This window comes from Sphingomonas sp. BL-S-28, assembly GCF_055521515.1.
In genome coordinates, this window is record NZ_CM145484.1 from 3,397,745 (window position 1) to 3,416,006 (window position 18,262).

The 18,262-nt window shown below is 65.9% G+C and carries 19 protein-coding genes and 1 tRNA gene; 5 read left to right on the forward strand and 15 right to left on the reverse strand.

Going from position 1 to position 18,262, the window contains the following annotated elements; translation table 11 throughout:
* Positions 1–26 precede the first annotated feature (26 nt).
* Entirely contained in the window at positions 27–1,688 is a 1,662-nt protein-coding gene (locus tag ACZ1JC_RS24570; RefSeq protein ID WP_465137676.1) for a CHASE domain-containing protein, read from the reverse strand.
* 367 nt (positions 1,689–2,055) lie between these two features.
* On the opposite strand from ACZ1JC_RS24570, the gene ACZ1JC_RS24575 reads away from it, so the two are divergent.
* The 3 genes from ACZ1JC_RS24575 to ACZ1JC_RS24585 all read left to right on the forward strand — a co-directional run bounded on the left by ACZ1JC_RS24575 (position 2,056) and on the right by ACZ1JC_RS24585 (position 3,776).
* On the forward strand, positions 2,056–2,319 hold the full coding sequence (locus ACZ1JC_RS24575; RefSeq protein WP_465137675.1) for a NepR family anti-sigma factor: 264 nt from the start codon (positions 2,056–2,058) through the stop codon (positions 2,317–2,319).
* Positions 2,312–2,857: a sigma-70 family RNA polymerase sigma factor gene (locus ACZ1JC_RS24580; protein ID WP_465137674.1), complete on the forward strand. Its 546-nt coding sequence runs from the start codon at positions 2,312–2,314 to the stop codon at positions 2,855–2,857. The genes ACZ1JC_RS24575 and ACZ1JC_RS24580 overlap by 8 nt, the downstream gene beginning before the upstream one ends.
* 139 nt (positions 2,858–2,996) lie before the next feature.
* Positions 2,997–3,776 carry an SDR family oxidoreductase gene (locus ACZ1JC_RS24585; protein ID WP_465137673.1) on the forward strand — a complete coding sequence of 260 codons (780 nt, stop codon included), beginning with the start codon at positions 2,997–2,999 and terminating at the stop codon, positions 3,774–3,776.
* 35 nt (positions 3,777–3,811) lie between these two features.
* Here ACZ1JC_RS24585 and ACZ1JC_RS24590 read toward each other — a convergent pair whose 3' ends face one another.
* The 4 genes from ACZ1JC_RS24590 to ACZ1JC_RS24605 all read right to left on the reverse strand — a co-directional run bounded on the left by ACZ1JC_RS24590 (position 3,812) and on the right by ACZ1JC_RS24605 (position 6,343).
* Entirely contained in the window at positions 3,812–4,738 is a 927-nt protein-coding gene (locus tag ACZ1JC_RS24590) for an NAD(P)-dependent oxidoreductase (RefSeq protein ID WP_465137672.1), read from the reverse strand.
* A 79-nt stretch (positions 4,739–4,817) separates the two neighbouring features.
* A complete protein-coding gene (locus tag ACZ1JC_RS24595) occupies positions 4,818–5,420 on the reverse strand; it encodes a superoxide dismutase (protein WP_465137671.1) in 603 nt (200 codons plus the stop codon).
* A 284-nt stretch (positions 5,421–5,704) separates the two neighbouring features.
* Positions 5,705–5,992: a hypothetical protein gene (locus ACZ1JC_RS24600; RefSeq protein ID WP_465137670.1), complete on the reverse strand. Its 288-nt coding sequence runs from the start codon at positions 5,990–5,992 to the stop codon at positions 5,705–5,707.
* An 81-nt stretch (positions 5,993–6,073) separates the two neighbouring features.
* The gene (locus ACZ1JC_RS24605) at positions 6,074–6,343 is read right to left on the reverse strand and encodes a GlsB/YeaQ/YmgE family stress response membrane protein (protein ID WP_395394026.1); all 270 of its coding nucleotides are present in this window, start codon (positions 6,341–6,343) and stop codon (positions 6,074–6,076) included.
* 430 nt (positions 6,344–6,773) lie between these two features.
* Here ACZ1JC_RS24605 and ACZ1JC_RS24610 point away from each other — a divergent pair, with 430 nt between their 5' ends.
* On the forward strand, positions 6,774–7,250 hold the full coding sequence (locus tag ACZ1JC_RS24610) for a TonB family protein (RefSeq protein WP_465137669.1): 477 nt from the start codon (positions 6,774–6,776) through the stop codon (positions 7,248–7,250).
* Positions 7,251–7,319: 69 nt separating this feature from the next.
* Complete coding sequence (gene fahA, locus ACZ1JC_RS24615) at positions 7,320–8,621, forward strand: fumarylacetoacetase (RefSeq protein ID WP_465137668.1); 1,302 nt, start codon at positions 7,320–7,322, stop codon at positions 8,619–8,621.
* On the opposite strand, the gene ACZ1JC_RS24620 is transcribed toward fahA, so the two are convergent.
* The 10 genes from ACZ1JC_RS24620 to ACZ1JC_RS24665 all read right to left on the reverse strand — a co-directional run bounded on the left by ACZ1JC_RS24620 (position 8,560) and on the right by ACZ1JC_RS24665 (position 18,158).
* Positions 8,560–10,512 carry a methyl-accepting chemotaxis protein gene (locus ACZ1JC_RS24620; protein WP_465137667.1) on the reverse strand — a complete coding sequence of 651 codons (1,953 nt, stop codon included), beginning with the start codon at positions 10,510–10,512 and terminating at the stop codon, positions 8,560–8,562. The genes fahA and ACZ1JC_RS24620 overlap by 62 nt on opposite strands.
* A 196-nt stretch (positions 10,513–10,708) precedes the next feature.
* A complete protein-coding gene (locus ACZ1JC_RS24625; protein WP_465137666.1) occupies positions 10,709–11,647 on the reverse strand; it encodes an NAD-dependent epimerase/dehydratase family protein in 939 nt (312 codons plus the stop codon).
* A complete protein-coding gene (proB, locus tag ACZ1JC_RS24630) occupies positions 11,644–12,792 on the reverse strand; it encodes a glutamate 5-kinase (RefSeq protein WP_465137665.1) in 1,149 nt (382 codons plus the stop codon). The genes ACZ1JC_RS24625 and proB overlap by 4 nt, the downstream gene beginning before the upstream one ends.
* A gap of 118 nt (positions 12,793–12,910) precedes the next feature.
* Positions 12,911–13,855, reverse strand: a complete 945-nt coding sequence (locus ACZ1JC_RS24635; RefSeq protein ID WP_465137664.1) for a DMT family transporter — start codon at positions 13,853–13,855, stop codon at positions 12,911–12,913.
* Entirely contained in the window at positions 13,852–14,049 is a 198-nt protein-coding gene (locus tag ACZ1JC_RS24640) for a hypothetical protein (protein ID WP_465137663.1), read from the reverse strand. Before ACZ1JC_RS24640 ends, ACZ1JC_RS24635 begins: the two co-directional genes overlap by 4 nt.
* 11 nt (positions 14,050–14,060) lie before the next feature.
* Positions 14,061–15,116: a GTPase ObgE gene (obgE, locus tag ACZ1JC_RS24645; protein WP_465137662.1), complete on the reverse strand. Its 1,056-nt coding sequence runs from the start codon at positions 15,114–15,116 to the stop codon at positions 14,061–14,063.
* Positions 15,117–15,272: 156 nt separating this feature from the next.
* A tRNA-Ala gene (locus ACZ1JC_RS24650) sits at positions 15,273–15,348 on the reverse strand.
* 207 nt (positions 15,349–15,555) lie between these two features.
* Positions 15,556–16,335, reverse strand: coding sequence for a hypothetical protein (locus tag ACZ1JC_RS24655; RefSeq protein ID WP_465137661.1), 780 nt, complete (start codon positions 16,333–16,335; stop codon positions 15,556–15,558).
* 109 nt (positions 16,336–16,444) lie between these two features.
* Positions 16,445–17,185: a Bax inhibitor-1/YccA family protein gene (locus ACZ1JC_RS24660; protein ID WP_465137660.1), complete on the reverse strand. Its 741-nt coding sequence runs from the start codon at positions 17,183–17,185 to the stop codon at positions 16,445–16,447.
* Positions 17,186–17,348: 163 nt separating this feature from the next.
* Positions 17,349–18,158, reverse strand: a complete 810-nt coding sequence (locus ACZ1JC_RS24665) for a pyrroline-5-carboxylate reductase family protein (RefSeq protein ID WP_465137659.1) — start codon at positions 18,156–18,158, stop codon at positions 17,349–17,351.
* Positions 18,159–18,262 lie beyond the last annotated feature (104 nt).

Genomic DNA, 18,262 nt, shown 5'->3' on the forward strand with positions numbered 1-18,262 from the left:
CTCTATTCCGCGCGCCGGGCGTCCCGTTATCGACGCTCATTGCGAAGCGCGAATTCACGGCTGGAACGAACCGGCACTTTCAGGCGGCACTCCACCCCGGCGGGCAGGAATGCCAGGTCCACGTCCGCCTTCAACTCGTGCGCCACGATCTTTTCGATCAGGTCGCGGCCGAAGCCGCGCTTTGCTGGCTCGCTCACTAGCGGCCCGCCTTCTTCGCGCCAGTGAACCACCGCGAGTTCCGGCGTAACGATCGACCAGTTGACGTGGATCCGCCCCTCGGCCCGCGTCAGCGCGCCGTACTTGGCGGCGTTGGTGGCCAGTTCATGGATCGCCAGCCCCAGCGACATCGCATCGTTGGGGGCCAGCTTGATGTCGGGCCCCGACATTTCGACATGCCGCTCGCTGCCTTCCATGTAGGGAGCAAGCTCGGAGCGGACCACATCGCCCAGCGCCGCGTGCCGCCAGTCCGACTGCGAAAGCAGGTCGTGCGTGGCCGACAGGGCGCGAATGCGCGCGGTCAGGCTGTCGGTGAAATCGTCGATATCGGTCGCCCGTCGGCGCGTGAGCGCGGCGATCGACAGAACGTTGGCCAGCGTGTTCTTCACGCGGTGGTTGAGTTCGCGGGTCAGCGAATTGCGGATCGCCGCCTGCCCCTGCAGCCATTCCAGCACGCGCCGATCCTCCGCCGCGCGGCGCGTGATGAAGCGTCCGATCGCCATGACCATCAGCGAGGTGAGCGCCCCGAAGAACAGCGTGATCCGCGATGCGGTGGACAGCAGCCCCACTTTGCGATCGCTGATCGCCACCACCCAGACATGGCTTCCCACGTCGATCTTGCGCTCCATCGCCGGCCCGGTCAGCCCATCGGTCTGCCGCTCCGCCAACAGGTTCTCTGGTGCTACCGAACCGTCATAGACCGCCACGTCGATCTGGTCGTTGCGATAGAGTTCGGATGCCGATGTCAGGAATTGTTCGGCACGGAACGGGCTATAGACGAAACCCTTCACCTGCCGGTGGCCGGCACCGCCGACTATGATCGGCATGTAGATCAGGAACCCCGCCGTCGCCGGCTTGCCCATGTCCTGCACAAGCTGCACCTTGCCGGAAGCCACCGGCTTGCCCAGCGCCATCGCCCGCTCCATCGCCGCCCTGCGCGTGGGATCGGAGAACATGTCATAGGCCATCGCCGTCCGGTTGGCAGTGTCCTGCGGTTCGAGATAGACGATCGGCGTCGCATATTCCTGCCCGACGCCGGGGCGCGGGTGGACCAGCCAATCGGGGTCTCGCCTTTCCTGGATAGCCACCTCCAGTTCGGAAAGATGGTCCACCGGCACCAGCGGAGCCCAGCCCATACCCAACGAACCGTAGAGATTACCCTTGCCCTGCAGATCCTGAGCAAAGGCGCGGAACTGCTCCTCGCTGACATCCTGCTGGCTGGCGAACAAGGCCCCGCCCGCCCGCAGCAGGGCGATATTCTCGGTCACCCGGCGCTCCAGCGCCGATGCGATCTCGGTAAGGTTGCGGTCCAGCTCCACGCGGCGGGTCTGGCGATCCGCCCGCTCGATGGCCATGACCGACACCGCCGTCGTGATCGACGCGATCACGAAGAGCAGGAAGGGCCACCCGCGCGGATACTTGTGAAACCACGCTTGCTTCTGGACCCTGTCCAGCAGAGCCTGGTCAATCACCCGGAAATCCCCGCAGTTTCAAATCCGGTTCCCGATAAGCGTGCGCGGCGCAAACGACAATGTGAAAGGAATACCCGGGGGCGCATCTGGCAAGTCATCGCATGTCAGGGAACCATGAGCGGGGCGGTTTGTTCCAGCCAAAACGATGCTTGCCCTTCATGATCCGTTCACGACGTTCAGATTTGCGGAAATGCCATCGTCTCGCCCGGACGGCGCTTCGGCTGGCGAGACGTCCCGCATCCTCGGTTCGGCGCGCAGGACGGACCGATCATGCCCGGCAAGCAGTTTTCCAGGCCGGCAGGCGGGAAAGCGGTCTTGACCGCATACCGCTCTGCACGCAAGTGCGCAGTTCGAAAGGGAGTTTGCATTGAATCAGCCTCCAGAACAAGGCAAGCCGGACGAGCCCGGAATGCCACCGGAAACCGCCCCCGATGCGCCGCGCGCCATCGGTCTTGGCGCCGAAGGTGGCATGACCGGCAGCGTCGGCGGAACCGCCCCGGCCGGAGCCGGGCCGGGCGAGCCTGGCTGGGCCAAGGGGCTGAGAAAGCTGTACAACTCCGTGGTTGAAGAGCCGCTTCCGGACAGCTTTACGGATCTCCTCCGAAAGCTCGATGGAAGCGACGATGACTGACCGGCTGCGCGTCTCGCCCGCCGAGCAGGCCTTTCGCACTGAATTGCTGGGCGTGCTGCCGCACTTGCGCGCCTTTGCCCGCGGGCTTTCGGGCAGGCCCGATTTTGCCGACGATCTGGTGCAGGAAGCGCTGATCAAGGCGTGGACGGCGCGCGATCGCTATACGCCCGGCACCAATATGCGGGCCTGGACTTTCGCCATCCTGCGCAATCATTACCTGTCGGAACTGCGCAAGAGCCGCCGCCAGACCGACCTGGACGAGGGCACGGCCGAGCGTCTGCTGGTGATGGAGGCCGATCAGGAAAGCCCCCTGCACCTTGGCGATATGGAGACGGCCCTGCAAAAGCTGGCCCCGGAGCGGCGCGAAGCCGTGCTTCTGGTCGGTGCTTCGGGTTTCAGCTATGAGGAAGCCGCTGAAATTGCCGGCTGCCCGATCGGCACGATGAAAAGCCGCGTCGCCCGCGCACGCGGCGATCTGGCTCGCCTGTTGGACGGTGATCCCGAACAGATCGCCACGAAAGCACGCCGGCCGGAATAGCGTGCGCCGCAGCAGTCGATCGAACTGCTGCGGCGTGCCATTCGATTTTTGCAGTGGCTCTTTCCCGCGCTTGCTTGCACCTAGCCGCCCGCCTAGGCCGCCCGCTTAGGCCGAGCGCCTGACATAGGGGAGCAAGAGCATGGATCTCGGCATATCGGGACGCAAGGCGATCGTCTGCGCATCCTCACGCGGGCTGGGGCTTGCCTGTGCCACCTCGCTGGCGCGCGAGGGCGTGGAAGTGTGGATCAACGGCCGCGATACAGGGCGGCTGGACGAAGCCGCCGACCACATCGCCGCCGCCACCGGCGCGCAGGTCCATCGCGTGGTCGGGGACATGAGCCGTGCCGAAGGCCGCGCCGCCCTGCTCGCCGCCTGTCCCGATCCCGACATCCTGGTCAACAACAACCACGGCCCCCGCTCGGGCCGGCTCGCGGATCTGGAACCGGCCGACTGGGAGGCCGCGGTTGCCGCCAACATGATCGCGCCGATCGAAATGATGCGCGCGGTGCTGCCGGGCATGCGCGCGCGTCGCTTCGGGCGCGTGGTCAACATCACTTCCGCCCAAGTGAAATCGCCGACGATAGACATGGGCCTGTCGGTCGCCGCGCGCGCCGGGCTTATGGCGATGACCAAGTCCGCGCAGGCCGAATGCGTGGCGGACAACGTGACGATCAACAACCTGCTGCCCGGCCCCTTTCGCACCGATCGGCTGATGGAACTGGCCCGGCGCCGGTCCGCCGCCGAAGGGATCGATATCGAGGAAGCCTTCGCCCGGATCGGCCGACGCGGCCCGGCAGGGCGCATCGGCGATCCAAGCGAGTTCGGAGATGCCTGCGCCTTCCTGTGCGCGGCGCAGGCCGGATTTATCTCCGGCCAGCACCTGGCACTGGACGGCGGCGCCTATGCCGGCCTGATCTGAACGATCAGGCGCCTATGCCGGGCTGATCTGAACGATCAGCCCCTGGCCTGTTCGATCGTGAAATCCGCCATCGAGGCCCAGTCACGCGCGGCATAGCCGCCCTCCACCGTCGCACCCATCTGGGCATGCACGGCATCAAGCATCGGCAGGTGGCCCTGCGTGCCCGGCGCCGTCTCGGCCGCGAGTTCCTTGGCAAGACGCAAATCCTTGAGGCCCAGGGTCGCCTTGAAGCCGGGCTCGTACTTGCCCTCTGCAATGATGCCCGAATAGTTCTGGTAGATGCGACCACCGAACAGCGTACCGGTCAGCAGGTCGAACAGCGCTTCACGCTCCACGCCCAGCCCCTCGGTCAGCACGACAGCCTCGGCCATGCCTTCGATGGCCATGGTGATCAGCATGTTGCAGGCAATCTTGGCGGCATTGGCGCGCGGCGCTTCCTCGCCCATGTCCCACACTTTGCCGGCGATTGCCGCGAAGACGGGATCGAGCCCGCCGCGAAGGGCGGAGGGGCCGCCAAGGATCACGTTGAGCTGCCCTGCCGCCGCCACGTCCGGCCGGCCCAGAACCGGGGCCGACAGGTAGCCCACGCCCGCCGCTTCGTGCCGCTCCACCAGTTCACGCGCGAAGGCGACCGAGATGGTCGAGCAGACGAGATGGACCACGCCCTGCGGCGCCCCGTCCAGCACGCCGCTGTCCAGCAGGACGTCACGGATCGCGCCGTCTTCCGAAAGCATCGTCAACACCACGTCGCTGGCGAAAGCTTCCGCCGGGGTGGAAACCATGTCCACACCCTCCACCGTGCCGCCCGAGCGGTTCCACGCCCGCACACGGTGCCCTGCCTTCGCCAGATTGCGCGCCATCGCGCTACCCATCGCGCCCAGCCCGATGAATCCGATATCCATGTCAGAAATGTCCTTTTGAGGGGAAGCAAGCGATGAGCGCAGGATCGCCCCTGCCCTCACCGCTTGATCCGGAAAATGCGAAAGGGCCGGACCGCCCGTGGCGACCCGACCCTTTCAAAAACCTGCGACGAGGCTTGGCTTACGCCGGGTAGGTCCAGGCCGTGCCACGGTCGAAGTTCTCGCCCGCGAAGTCCCAGTTGATCAGGTTCTCAAGCACGGCCTTCACATAGGCCGGGCGCTTGTTCATCTGGTCGATGTAGTAGGCGTGCTCCCACACATCGATGGTCAGCAGCGGGTTCACATCGGTGGTGATCGGGCAGCCGGCGTCATGGGTCGAGATCACCTTGAGCGTGCCGCCGTCGACGACCAGCCAGGCCCAGCCCGAAGCGAAGTGGTTCACCGCTTCGTTCGAAAGCGCTTCCAGTAGCGCGTCGAGCGAACCGAAATCCTTTTCGATGGCAGCGGCCAGCGCGCCGCTCGGCGCGGTCTTGGTCGGGCTCATCGAGTACCAGTAGAAACCGTGGTTCCAGATCTGCGCCGCGTTGTTGAACATCGGGCCTGATGCCGACTTGGTGATTTCCTCAACCGACTTGTCGGCGTTGGGCGTGCCTTCGATGGCCGCGTTCAGCTTGTCGACATAGGTCTTGTGGTGGGCGCCGTGGTGGATTTCCAGCGTCTTGGCCGAGATATGCGGTTCGAGAGCGTCCTGCGCATAGGGCAGCGGCATCAGGGAAATGGTCATGGCTGTCTTCCTGTTTCGGTTATCGAGAACGTGGTTCAGATCATCTGGCCGTCCCCCGCGCGCCGGCAAACGGCGGTGGACTCATCAAACGGGTCGCCGGCTATGTCTGTCTTATTGCCCGACAATTCAAGCACGGATTGTCGGGCAAAACGAAGGCACCGTGCAAAGCCCCCGTTGCACCGCGAAAACGACAAAGGATGGCGGCATGGCCGCCATCCTTTCCGTTGCCCATTTGGCCCGATACTTCCGATGGAAGCCCGGCGCCCGGCATCACCGCAATCGCTTTATTGCGGGTGCTGGGCAGTCTCGTTGTCCGCCTTGTTTTCCAGCGCATCGGACTTGGCCTCACCCGCCTTTTCGACGGCATCCGCCTTGGCGTCCATGGCATCGGCTGCGGCGCCGGTCATCTGGTCGGCCTGGTCGTGCATGGCATCGGCCGCATTATCGGACGACTGCTCCACCGCGTCGGCCTGCTTCTCGGTAGCGTCGTCCGCCTTGTTGTTGCAGGCGGCAAGGCCCAGCGAGGCGGCAGCAATCGCCGCGACGGCGGCGGTCATACGGATCGGTTTCATAGGCTTTGCATCCTTTCCCTGTTTATCGCTCCGGAGAGGGTTCGCTCCTGAGAGCCGGGCCCTCTCCGGTCACCGTTGGACTCAGCGGATTGAGCCGCGGCGGAAGAGGTTGACGATCGCCAGCAGGATCACCGCACCCAGGAACGAGGCGAACAGCGACATGATATCGAACGCGCCGCTGGTAATCGGTGCGCCGCCGATCAGCGGGGTGATCAGAACGCCTGCAATCAGCGCGCCCACGACGCCGACGACGACGTTGAGGAAAAGCCCTTGCTGCGCATCGGTGCGCATCAGGATCGAAGCGAGCCAGCCGATTACGCCGCCGACCACCAGAATGAGAAGAAGAGTCATTGTTGCATCTCCGTAATGGGTCGTAGTGATCAGGATAACGGGCTGGCGAAGCGGCGGTTCCTGCACGCCTGCAACATTTTGTCGTATTCGGACGGACTTCAGCAATTGGCGAACCCGGCGAAACCAATTGGGTCGGCAACTTGTTCCATCGGGTATGAGGCAGCCGCGCGACAGATCGCATAACCCCATTGCGGCTTTGGCATCGGCGGCGGTCGTTGCGGCAGGATTCGTGGGTTTGCTGCATGGGCTTACCCTGCGAATGCCCCCCGTCGGTGCCGATGCGGCGCTGGTGGCGATCGTTACCGTGCCGGAAGCCTCTCCGCCGCCACCTCCACCACCTCCTCCTCTGCCGCCAGCACCAGCCCGGCATAGCGGATCCAAGGCAGCTCCGGCGCCATCGGCCCCTGTGGGTGCCAGGGGCGCGCCGGTCGTGGCCCCCGCAGCGCCGCTTGTGCTGGCTCCTTCGCCGCCCATCACCACCGCGCCCGTGGTCGGAACCGGCGGCACGGGATCGACGGGCACGGGAAGCGGCGCCGGGGGGAGCGGCCATGGATCGGGCGGGGGCGGGGGAGATGGCGGCGGTGCGGACGGGGGCGTCAACGCCGGCGTCGCCACCCAGCCTCGGCAGGTTTCGGGACGCATGCTCTATTCGGATTTGCCCCCGGACTTGCGCAAGGCCCGGGCGGGCGCCGAGATCACCGTGCGTTATCGCATCGGCATCGATGGACTGGTCAGCGGTTGCACGGTGATCACCTCCAGCGGCCGACCCGATCTCGACGCCGCCACTTGCGACCATATTTCCCGCCGGTTTCGCTTCCGCCCGGCCCGTGATGCATCGGGCCATCCGGTCCCATTCGTCATGACCGAGACGCAAGGATGGAATAACACGGCGCAACAATCTGATTGAATGGCCGTGACCTTGCCGGATCCAGCGGCTACAGACGCTGCACGAATAATCGCGAAAGAGAGGAAACCCATGCCCCCCGTCGACCGCACCCACGCGCCCGCGCTGCGTTCCTGGGTGGAAAGCGCCAACAGCCATCGCGATTTCCCGATCCAGAACCTGCCGCTGGGCGTGTTTTCCCGCCCCGATGAAACGCCGCGCGGCGGCGTGGCGATTGGCGACTGGATTCTCGACCTCGCCGCCCTGGCGCAAACCGGCCTGCTTGAGGGCGAGGCACTCGCCGCAGCGCAGGCGGCATCGGGCGATAGCCTGAACGCGCTGCTGGCGATGGGCACCGGCCCGCGCACGGCACTGCGCCACCGCGTTTCGGCATTGCTCGCAGAAGGCGCGGCAGAGCGCGAGGCCGTGGAGCCCCTGCTGGTGCCGATGAACGAAGCCACGCTGCACTTGCCCGCCCGCATTGGCGACTACACAGACTTCTACGTGGGCATCCACCACGCGACCAATATCGGCACGCTGTTCCGGCCCGACAATCCGCTGCTGCCCAACTACAAGCACGTGCCCATCGGCTATCACGGCCGCGCTTCCACCGTGCGCCCCAGCGGTGCGCCGGTGATCCGTCCGCAAGGCCAGACCAAGGCGCCCGACGCCGAGGGCCCCTCGTTCGGACCGATCAAGCGGCTCGACTACGAGTTGGAAGTGGGCGTGTGGATGGGCTCGGGCAACGAACTGGGCCAGCCGATCCCGATCGCGCAGGCCCTGAACCATGTGGCCGGCCTGACCCTGCTCAACGACTGGTCCGCCCGCGATGTGCAGGCATGGGAATACCAGCCGCTGGGGCCGTTCCTGTCCAAGAGCTTCCTCACCACCGTCTCCCCCTGGCTGGTGACGATGGAGGCACTCGCCCCGTTCCGCGCCGCGCAGCCGCCGCGCCCGGCCGGCGATCCCCGGCCGCTGCCCTATCTTTGGGATGACGCGGATCAGGCAGAGGGCGCGTTCTCGCTGGAACTGGAAGTTTTCCTCTCCACCGCCAAAATGCGCCAAGCCGGCATGGCCCCGCTGCGCCTGAGCCACGGCCCTGCCGCAAACATGTACTGGACCGTCGCCCAGATGGTGACCCATCACGCATCGAACGGCTGTGCAATGAATACGGGGGACCTGCTGGGCACCGGCACGATCTCCGGCCCCGAAGACGGCACGCAGGGCAGCCTGATGGAGATCACCCGCGCCGGTCGCCAGCCCATCACCCTGCCTACGGGCGAAACCCGCACCTTCCTGGAAGATGGCGACGAACTGACCCTCGCCGGCCGCTTCAATGCCGAAGGTGCGGTGTCGATCGGGTTTGGTCCCTGCATCGGCGTGATCCAGGGATAGGGGGGAAAGCCCTAGAACTCCGACCAGTCAGCCTCGTCGGACGGCGCAAGCGCCGCTGCCGAGGCTGATGGAGGCGGCAGGACGGCACGCGGCATCGGTGCCGATTGCGGGGTGGAAGCCGCGAAGGCGCCGCCCGCAAGCACCCGGCCGGGAAGCGCCCGGCGCGGTGCGGCGAACGCCACCACGCTGCCCTCGCCGATCCGGAACCCACCACCAGATCGGCCAGCCTGTCCGCCTCCGCAGCAAGACTGCGCGCAGCGGCCGTCGCCTGCTCTACCATAGCGGCGTTCTGCTGGGTCACCACGTCCATCTGGCCGACGGTATTTTCCGTCTGGCGCAAACGTTCGGCCTGCACGGAGGAGTCCTGCGCAATCCGGGTGACGACATCGGTCGCGGTGTCGATCCGGGCAATGATCGCGTCCAGCGCCTGACCCGTCCGCCGCACCATGTCGGCTCCGGCGGAAACTTGTGCGGAACTCGCCTCTATCAACCGACGAATGTCCTTCGCCGCATCGGCCGATCGCTGCGCCAGAGCGCGAACCTCCGTCGCCACCACGGCGAAACCCTTGCCCGCCTCCCCCGCACGCGCAGCCTCCACACCGGCGTTGAGCGCCAGCAGGTTGGTTTGGAAGGCAATGGCGTCGATCACCGCGATAATGCTGCCGATCTCCGCCGTAGACCCTTCGATCTGCGCCATCGCGCCCACCGCCTGCCCTACCACTGCGCCGCCCCGCCGGGCCTCACTTACCGCCGCATCGACGCCGCGCCGGGCCTCTGCCGCGCCGTCTGCCGTCACTTGCAGCGCTTGCGACAATTCGCGCACGGCCTGGGCAGTCGTGCCGATCTCTGTGGCATGGAGTTCGGTACGGCGCGCCAAGTCGTCCGACGCATGGCTGATTTCCCCTGCCCCGGCGCGGATAGTCTGGGTCGACGCGGCCACCGACTGCATCGCCTGCCGAAGCCGCGACGCGGTGACGTTGAAATCGTCCCGCAACCCGCCATAGGCCGGAGCCAGCGGCGGCAGTTCGACAGTGAGATCGCCGCCCGCCATGCCTTTCAGCCGATCGCCGACCAGTTCGATCATCTCGCCCGTCTCGGCATTCGCCTGCGCCCGCGCTGCCAGCGCTTCGCGCAAGCGTGCAGCGGCACGGGCGAGATCGCCGATCTCGTCGTCCCGCTCCCGATAGGGAATGTGCAGATTGAACTGGCCCGCCTCGATATCGGCGATGGTCCGGCACAGGCTGCCCAGTTCCTCGCTGATGCTGGATCGGATTGCACGGGCAAACAGATAGGAAATCACGCCAGAAGCCACCGCCAGGCCGACCGTGATCGCCATGATCCACAGCAACACTGCACGCTGGTCCGCCGCGATCGTGTCGCTGCGCGCAATGGCCGGGGCGCGGATCTTCTCGATGGCATCGTCGACCTCGCTGCCATGCGCGGTGATCCCGGCGAGCACCTCCGGCGACGGCTTCGGCCCGGCAAAGGCGGCCGCAACGGTTTCGTCATAGCCCTTCGCCAGCCCGGACATTCGCTCGAACGGTGCGATCTCGTCCGGCTCCAACCGCTTGCGGGTCTGCGCCATCGACGAAGCCAGATCGCGGGCATTGCCCTTCCAGCCCTGCTCCGTCGCCGTAGTGCCGATCAGGGCATGGCGAAACACATCGCGTTCGAGCGAGGCGAAGTCCTTTTCCAGCAGAACGGCATAGAGCGCCTGATCCGATGTCCTGTCGTCTAGGGCGTTGATGCGCAGCGATTCCACCGAACCGACGACCGCCGTCGCAACCAGGCACAGCCCCAAGGCAACCGCGACCATCGCCTGTATCGACAGCCGGCGCCTGATCGATTGCCGTCGCAGCCAGCCGCTGCCCTGCCCGGACGCGAAATCCATCCCTGAACCCTTTCACTGCCACCGCCTGCGGTAGAGGCGCGGCGTGAAGATCGGGATGCAGGTGGACTAAGCGTTGCTCCGGATCAGAGCATTTCCAATCAGGTGGAATCACCTGATGACTCGAAAATGCGGCAAACCAGACGCTTGGAGCGGTTGATCCGATGCAATCGGATCGCAAACCGCTCCAGGGCGTAAACTAGAGCCAGCCTTCGCCGCGATACCATTCGGCGGTGGCGCGCAGCCCGTCCTCGGTGGCGATCCGGGGTTGCCACAAGGTTTCGGGCACGCGCGCCTCTGCACCCACCACCCAGTCGGGATGGCTGAAATAGGAAGCGCGATCGGGCGTCATCTTGGCATTGGCGCCGCGCAGGAAGTTGTCGGCCTTGGCCACCATCATCAGCACGCCGCGCGAAAGGCCGACGACGCGCACGCGCTTGCCCACGGCGATACCGATGGCGCGCGCCGTTTCGGCATGGCTCCAGCCGTTCGGTCGGCCATCGTCGGGCTCCACGATGCGGCCGGTGACAGGCTCGCCCGCCGGCACCAGCGCCACCAGCAGCCGCGCCAGATCCTCGACATGGATCATCGACGCGCGGCCGTGCCCGGGCACCGGCACCACGCCCCAGCGGGCGGCGCGGAACAGTTCGAACATTTCCTTGTCGCGCGGGCCATAGATCGCTGGCGGACGCACGATCGTCCATTCCAGCGGACTGGCCATGACCAGCTTTTCCGCCCGCGCCTTGGAGGCGCCATAGGCCGAAAGCTGCGGCTCGCGCGCGGAGAGCGACGAAACGTAGATGAACCGGGCAATGCCCTTCACCACCGCCGTCTCGATCAGGTTCAGCGTGCCGGCGACGTTGCCCGCCTCGAACCCGGCGGCATCGGGCGCGTTGACCACGCCGGCGACATGGACGATCGCCTCCGCCCCGCGCGTCAATAGCGAGAGCGATGCGGTATCGCGCAGTTCGCCGCGCACCCAGGTGACATGCGGATCGAGCAGCGGGTTCGGCCCCTGCTCGCGCCGGGTAAGCGCGCGCACGTGATAGCCGGCGCGCACCGCCTCCTCGATCACGGATTGGCCGACGAAGCCGGTGGCGCCGGTAAGCGCGATTACGGGACGGTCGCTCTGGTTCATGCTCTTTCCGGTCGGGCCTTCAGTACCATCTGGTCGCGGTGGACCACGGACGAGCGCGGGGAATAGCCAAGCACGGCTGCCTGTTCGCTCGAATGAAGCCCCTTGATCGCCGCGCATTCCCCCGCGGCATATTCGGACAGGCCGTGCGCGATCACGTGGCCGCGCGCGTCGGTAACGGCAATCGCGTCGCCGCGCTCGAACGCGCCGTCCACCGCGGTAACGCCCTTGGCCAGCAGGCTGGAGCCGCGCAGCAGGGCCGCCGCCGCACCGTCGTCGACGTGGATCGTGCCGGTAAGCCGCAGGCGCCCGCCCAGCCAGGCCTTGCGTGCGCCGGCTTTACCCAACGGCAGGAACAGCGTGCCGACGTTGCCGGAAACGATCCGTTCGATCGGCCGCTCCACCTGTCCATTGCCGATCACCATGGCGATTCCGGCCAGTTCGGCAATCTCGGCCGCCTGAAGCTTGGAAATCATCCCGCCCGAACCCATGCCGGAATTCGATTCCGCACTGGCCATCGCGCGCACTGCCGGGGTGATGCCTTCCACCACCGGGATCATCGCCGCGCCGGGCAGCTTGGGATGGCGATCGTAAAGCCCGTCGATATCGGAAAGCAGCACCACTGCGCTTGCCTGCGCCGCCTGGGCGACGCGCGCGGCAAGGCGATCGTTGTCGCCGAAGCGGATTTCCTCGGTCGCCACCGAATCGTTTTCGTTGATCACCGGCACCGCGCCCGCATCGAGCAGACGGCCGAGCGTGGCGGTTACGTTCAGGTAACGGCGGCGCTCCTCAAGGTCTTCCAGCGTCAGCAGCATCTGCGCGGCGGTAAGGCCATGCGTGCCGAGAAGTTCGGCCCAGAGGCCGGACAGCGCGATCTGCCCCACGGCGGCGCTGGCCTGCGCATCGGCCAGCGATCCGCGCCCGCCCTTTTCCAGCCCCAAAGTCGCCGCCCCCAGCGCGATCGCGCCGGATGAGACAACGATGACCTGCTGCCCGCGGCTGCGCGCGGCGGCGATCTCTTCCACCAGAGCCGTCAGCCAGGCGCGGCGAACGCCGCCGGTTCCCACAAGCAAGGCGGAGCCCACCTTGACGACAAGGCGGGGGCACAAGCTGGGATCGGCAAGGTCTGTCAGGCGTGCGATGGGCATTTGCGGCTAGCCTCTAGGAGAAATGCCGCGCGCTGAAAAGCGCTCGCTTGCGAAACAGTCCGCGCCCTGTCCCGCGATAGGAACGATGGACCGAATGCAAGGGCGATAGACAGGCGCGTCAGCCGGTTACGGCACGTCGCGCCTTGCGCGCACGGAACATCTCGTGGCCGCTGACCAGCAGGATTCCGGCAATCACCATGACCGCACCGGCGATGAAGGCCGGCTCCAGCCGCTCGCCCAGCAGCACCACGCCGAAAGCCACGCCGAACAGGGGCGTCATGAATGAAAGCACGCCCAGACGCGACGCCAGATAGACGCGCAACATGCCGAACCACACCAGCAGGCTCACCAGCGAGACGCCGATGGTCTGAAACGCAAAGCTCACCCCCAGCAGCGGCGTGATCGTGACATGCGTCTGTCCGGTCGCCAGCGCCAGAACGGCCAGCAGCACGAAAGCGCCCAGAAGCTGGTAGAGCGTCGTCACCGTGCTCGGCGCGTGGGAGAGTTTGGAGAAGCGCAGCGTCAACGTGGTCGCACCCCAGGATGCGCCGGCACCGACGCCCATGAGATCGCCGATCCAGGCCGAACCGTGCTGCGGCCCGCCACTCGCGCCGCCCAGAAAGGACACTGCCACCCCGGCAAAGGCCGTGGCGATGCCCAGCCACTGCAACGGGCTCAGCCGCTCTTCCGGCAAGCGAAAATGCAGCCCCAGCGCGGTGAAGATCGGGGCGGTGTAGAGAAAAATGCCCATGTGCGAGGCACTGGTGAAACGCAGCCCTTCACCCATGAACAAGTATTCGAGCGCAAACAGCACGCCGATCGCAAGACCCGCCTTCCACGTGCCGCCGCGCAGCGCATGGGCCTCGCCGCGCAGGAATACCAGCGCAGCGATCACCACGGCAGCAAGCCCCGAACGCAGCGAGATCTGCAATACCGGCGCCATGTCCGGCGCGGCCGCCTTCAGCGCCGTCTGCTGCATCCCCCAGATCGCACAGAGCCCGACCATCATCATGGCCGCGCGCCCGTCCACGGGCCTGCGCTGGTTTACGTTCGAATCCGTCATGGCCGGTGCCTTAAATCTGCCATTTCACGCGATCCTTGCCGCCATCCGGTGCGCGGCTGGCGATGGAGTTGATCCAGATGGATCGCGGTCATCTCGCGCACCCGGCCAATCGCCGCTTTCAGGGTGGACTTGCCACTGTTGGACGGCCCGGTGATGCAGATGCGCGGCCCCAGATCGTCAAGCGTCGTGGCCACGCTTTCGCCTGTCAGATCGGGGACCAGGGCTTCTCGTCCGCCTCTTCCTGCTCGCCTTCGGGACGTTCGGTTACGGTGGCGGCGGGCAGGTAGTCGATCACCGCGTCGAGCAGCTTCGACATGCCCTTCCCGGTTGCGCCGGAAATCGGGAACACTTCGTGGGCGCCTGCCTTCAGAAGTTCCTTGGCATATTCGGCGGCAAGGGCGTCATCGACCAGGTCGATCTTGTTGAGCGCGACCAGGCGCGGCTTGCCTTCCAGGCCGCCGCCATACGCTTCCAGTTCTTCCTCGACGATGTGCATCGCCTCCACCGGATCGGTGTTGGAAATGTCGATCAGGTGTACCAGCACGCGGCAGCGCTCGATATGGCCCAGGAAGCGGTCGCCGATGCCGGCGCCGTCCGCCGCACCGGCGATCAGGCCGGGAATGTCCGCCAGCACGAACTCGCGGTTCTTGTGGGTGACGACGCCCAGCTGCGGACGCAGCGTGGTGAAGGCATAATCGCCCACCTTCGCCTTCGCGTTCGACAGCTTGTTGATGAAGGTGGACTTGCCCGCGTTCGGCATGCCGACCAGACCAACGTCGGCCAGCAGCTTCAGGCGCAGCCAGACCCACATTTCCTGCGCCGGGATGCCGGGCTGGTGCTGGCGCGGGGCGCGGTTGGTGCTGGTCTTGTAGCTGGCATTGCCGCGGCCGCCCATGCCGCCTTCCATCAGCGTCACGCGCTGGCCGGCTTCGGTAAGATCGGCCAGAACCGTTTCGCGGTCCTCATCATCGACGATCTGGGTGCCGACGGGAACCTTGATGACAAGATCCTTGCCTGCCGCGCCATTGCGGTTCTTGCCCATACCGTGGCCACCGCGCGGGGCCTTGAAGTGCTGGGTGTAGCGGAAATCGATCAGCGTGTTCAGGCCGGCCACCGCTTCGAACACGATGTCCGCGCCCTTGCCGCCGTTGCCGCCGTCCGGACCGCCGTACTCCACGTACTTCTCGCGACGGAACGAGACCGCGCCCGGGCCGCCGGCGCCGGAACGGATATAGATTTTCGCCTGATCAAGAAAGTGCATGGGTTCGGTCCAGCGGATTCAAAGACGGCCACGGGCGATGCTGCGACACGCGCGGCACCTCTGGCCAGATAAACAAAAAACCCGACCTTGTCGCGCATCCACGCCTCGGGCCGGGGTAGAACCGGTTCGTCCGGCTCAGGTCAGACATGTAAGGATTGGTGGAGCCGAGGGGGATCGAACCCCTGACCTCGTCATTGCGAACGACGCGCTCTCCCATCTGAGCTACGGCCCCGTTCCAGTCCTTTCCCAAGGCGAGTTACCGCATCGGGAGCGCTCCCTTAGCGAGAAGAAACGCCCGTTGAAAGAGCAAAAGTGGCGGCACCGGAATTTTCGCCCACGCCAAACGAACGGTCGCGCCGGTTGCCCGGTTCGCTGAAACGACAGAGCCGGCGCCCCGCTCTGGCGGGACACCGGCTTCTGCAAACACTACCTGGCAGACTTACTGTGCGTAAGCCTGCTGCTGCGGCTTGGTGGCCGGTGCCGTCGCCACCGGGGTGACGCCTGCCGGGCTGCCCGCCTGCGGTGCCGCCAGCATCGGACTGGGCTGGCCCGCGCCATAGCGCGCATTCCAGGCGGTCAGATCAGCGCGATACTGGTCGTAGCTGTTGAAGAACTCCATGTAGGGAGCCTCCGCCTTGGCCAGACCGCCCACTGCATAGGCATTAAGCTGGCTGGCGGGAACCGCCTGCATTTCGGCGGCAAGGCCGATCATGGCGTTGCACAGCGCGGGAACCACCGGCGGCAGCGCGAAGAAGTTGTAGACCTGCGTCTGATATGTTTCGCGCGCCTTGGTCCCGCCCTTGCCGTACTTGGCGGCAAATTCCTTATCGACCGCCTTGTTCGTGGCGGTCAGCTCCTTGGCATGGCGCACAAGGAAGTCCTTGTAGCCGGCCAGGATCGGCCCGTGATCCGGCCCCATGCAGTTCAGCGCGGCCACGTTGTAGGCCGAACGCAGGTTCCACAGCGTCTGGGCCTGCGAAATGCCCGAATTCACCGTCGTACGCGAACCGTTCACGGCCAGCGCCGGGATCACCATGTTGGCCTGCGCGCCCATCGGCGGCATCGGCCGCGGCGGGATGACGACCGCTGCCGGTGGCGGCGGCGGCGCAACGGCCACCTTCTCCGGCCCGCAGCCAGCCAAAGTCACGGCGAGCGAACCTGCTGCCAGCGAAAGGCCCCATGCCAGGCCGCGATTCTTCAGGTTTACCACCCCGATCACTCCAAATTTCCTCGATCTTTACTAACTACAGCGACCGGGCAGCAAAGAAAATGCCCGGTGCGACGAATCGAACCGGGCATAGCAACCATCAAATGTGGAAAACGGTGGATTACCTGCGATCGCCCAGGAAGCTCAGCAGGAACTGGAACATGTTGATGAAGTCCAGATAGAGCCGCAGAGCACCCATGACCACGGCCTTGCCCACGAACTCGGTACCGCGAACGCTGTAATACTGGTTCTTCAGCGCCTGGGTATCGTAAGCCGTCAGGCCCGCGAAGATCAGCACGCCCAGGATCGAGATCCCCAGCTGCAGCGCCGTGGACTGGACGAACATGCCGATCAGCATGGCGATCAGAATGCCGAACAGGCCCATCGTCAGGAACGTGCCGAAGCCCGAAAGATCCTTCTTGGTGGTGTAGCCCACCAGGCTGAGGCCCGCGAAGGCGGCGGCGGTCGCGAAGAAAGTCGTCGCGATCGAGGCGCCGGTGAAGACCAGGAAGATCGAGGCCATCGACAGGCCCATGATCACGCAGAAGCCCCAGTAGAGCATTTGCAGGGTGGAGGTCTTCATCCGCTGGAAGCCGAAGCTCATCGCCATCACGAAACCGAGCGGCGCCAGCATGACCAGCCAGCGCAGCGGGCTGCTCAGCACCTGCACGGCAAGGCCCGAAGTCGCAAAGCCCAGCGCCACGACGCCCGAGAGCAGAACGCCCGAGGCCATGTAGTTGTAGATCGACAGCATGTAGCGACGCAGGCCCGTATCGTACGCGACCTTGCCGCCAGTCCTGCTATCGAGGCTCGGAGACGCTCCGAAGCCCGTACCGGGCTGGGGGTCGTTCCAATTCGCCATGTCACACTCCCTTAGACGGGCTCGCCGCCAAACGCGGGAACCCGGACCAACCGAATATCGCCTTCGCCGCACCGCTTTTCAAGGAAAACCGGCCACAGCTGTTTGTGTCAAAGTGTAAAAGGAACCGGACTTACCGACCAGGCGGATCGGCATACCGGCCCGATCAGCCGCGGCGCGCCTCTGCCGCCATCTCCGCATTGCGATCGTTGGAGGCCTTCATGGTGGCGGCGATCAGCGACGCCAGCGCGCCATCGGCATCCAGCACGTTCATGCCCGCACGCGTCGATCCGCCCGGGCTGGCCACCTTGTCGGCCAGTTCGCCGGGCGAAAACGGCGAGGCTGCCGCCAGTTGCGAGGCACCCTCCACCATCGCCACGGCAAGGCGCTGCGCCTGCGCCTGCTCGATCCCCAGCGCCACACCGCCTGCCGCCAGCGCATCGATAAAGCGATAGACGAAGGCCGGCCCGCAACCGGTCAGCGCGGTCACCGCGTCGAACTGGCCTTCGTTGTCCAGCCACTCGGGGGTGCCGAGGTGATCCATCAGCGCCGTCACGTCGGCGCGGCCGTCATCGTCCAGCCCCCGCGAATCGAGCGCCACCGGCGACTTGCCGATCGCCACCGCCAGATTGGGCATGATGCGCAGCATCGCGCCGGCTTCGGGGAAGCGCGCGGCCAGGCTGTCGAATTCCACGCCGGCAAGGATGGAGAACAGCACGGTGTGCTGCCCCACCAGCGGCGCGATCGCCGGTGCCGCACCGTCCAACCCCTGCGGCTTGATGCCCAACATGACGGCATCGAAGCGGCCCTCTGCCGGCAGGTCCTGCAGCAGCGTCACACCTGCAGGAACGGATTCGCGCTTGGGATCGACGACGGTGAAGCGCGACGCGGGAACACCGCCCTTCAGCCAACCTTCCAGCATGGACCCGGCCATGTTGCCGCAGCCGACGAGAAGGATGTTCTGAAAGCGGTCCATGTCATTTCCTCAAGCCGTAACGCGCCGCATGATGCAGCAAACGCGGGCGGCTTAGGGCACCCCTTCATGCGTGCCAAGACCCCTGCACGCAATCTCGAACCGGG

Bases quoted from the DNA above. Each gene is read 5' to 3' on its own strand.
- ACZ1JC_RS24580 (WP_465137674.1), top strand. From the start codon at position 2,312: ATGACTGACCGGCTGCGCGTCTCGCCCGCCGAGCAGGCCTTTCGCACT.
- ACZ1JC_RS24585 (WP_465137673.1), top strand. From the start codon at position 2,997: ATGGATCTCGGCATATCGGGACGCAAGGCGATCGTCTGCGCATCCTCA.
- ACZ1JC_RS24595 (WP_465137671.1), bottom strand. From the start codon at position 5,420: ATGACCATTTCCCTGATGCCGCTGCCCTATGCGCAGGACGCTCTCGAA.
- ACZ1JC_RS24600 (WP_465137670.1), bottom strand. From the start codon at position 5,992: ATGAAACCGATCCGTATGACCGCCGCCGTCGCGGCGATTGCTGCCGCC.
- ACZ1JC_RS24605 (WP_395394026.1), bottom strand. From the start codon at position 6,343: ATGACTCTTCTTCTCATTCTGGTGGTCGGCGGCGTAATCGGCTGGCTC.
- fahA (WP_465137668.1), top strand. From the start codon at position 7,320: ATGCCCCCCGTCGACCGCACCCACGCGCCCGCGCTGCGTTCCTGGGTG.
- ACZ1JC_RS24620 (WP_465137667.1), bottom strand. From the start codon at position 10,512: ATGGATTTCGCGTCCGGGCAGGGCAGCGGCTGGCTGCGACGGCAATCG.
- ACZ1JC_RS24625 (WP_465137666.1), bottom strand. From the start codon at position 11,647: ATGAACCAGAGCGACCGTCCCGTAATCGCGCTTACCGGCGCCACCGGC.
- proB (WP_465137665.1), bottom strand. From the start codon at position 12,792: ATGCCCATCGCACGCCTGACAGACCTTGCCGATCCCAGCTTGTGCCCC.
- ACZ1JC_RS24635 (WP_465137664.1), bottom strand. From the start codon at position 13,855: ATGACGGATTCGAACGTAAACCAGCGCAGGCCCGTGGACGGGCGCGCG.
- obgE (WP_465137662.1), bottom strand. From the start codon at position 15,116: ATGCACTTTCTTGATCAGGCGAAAATCTATATCCGTTCCGGCGCCGGC.
- ACZ1JC_RS24660 (WP_465137660.1), bottom strand. From the start codon at position 17,185: ATGGCGAATTGGAACGACCCCCAGCCCGGTACGGGCTTCGGAGCGTCT.
- ACZ1JC_RS24665 (WP_465137659.1), bottom strand. From the start codon at position 18,158: ATGGACCGCTTTCAGAACATCCTTCTCGTCGGCTGCGGCAACATGGCC.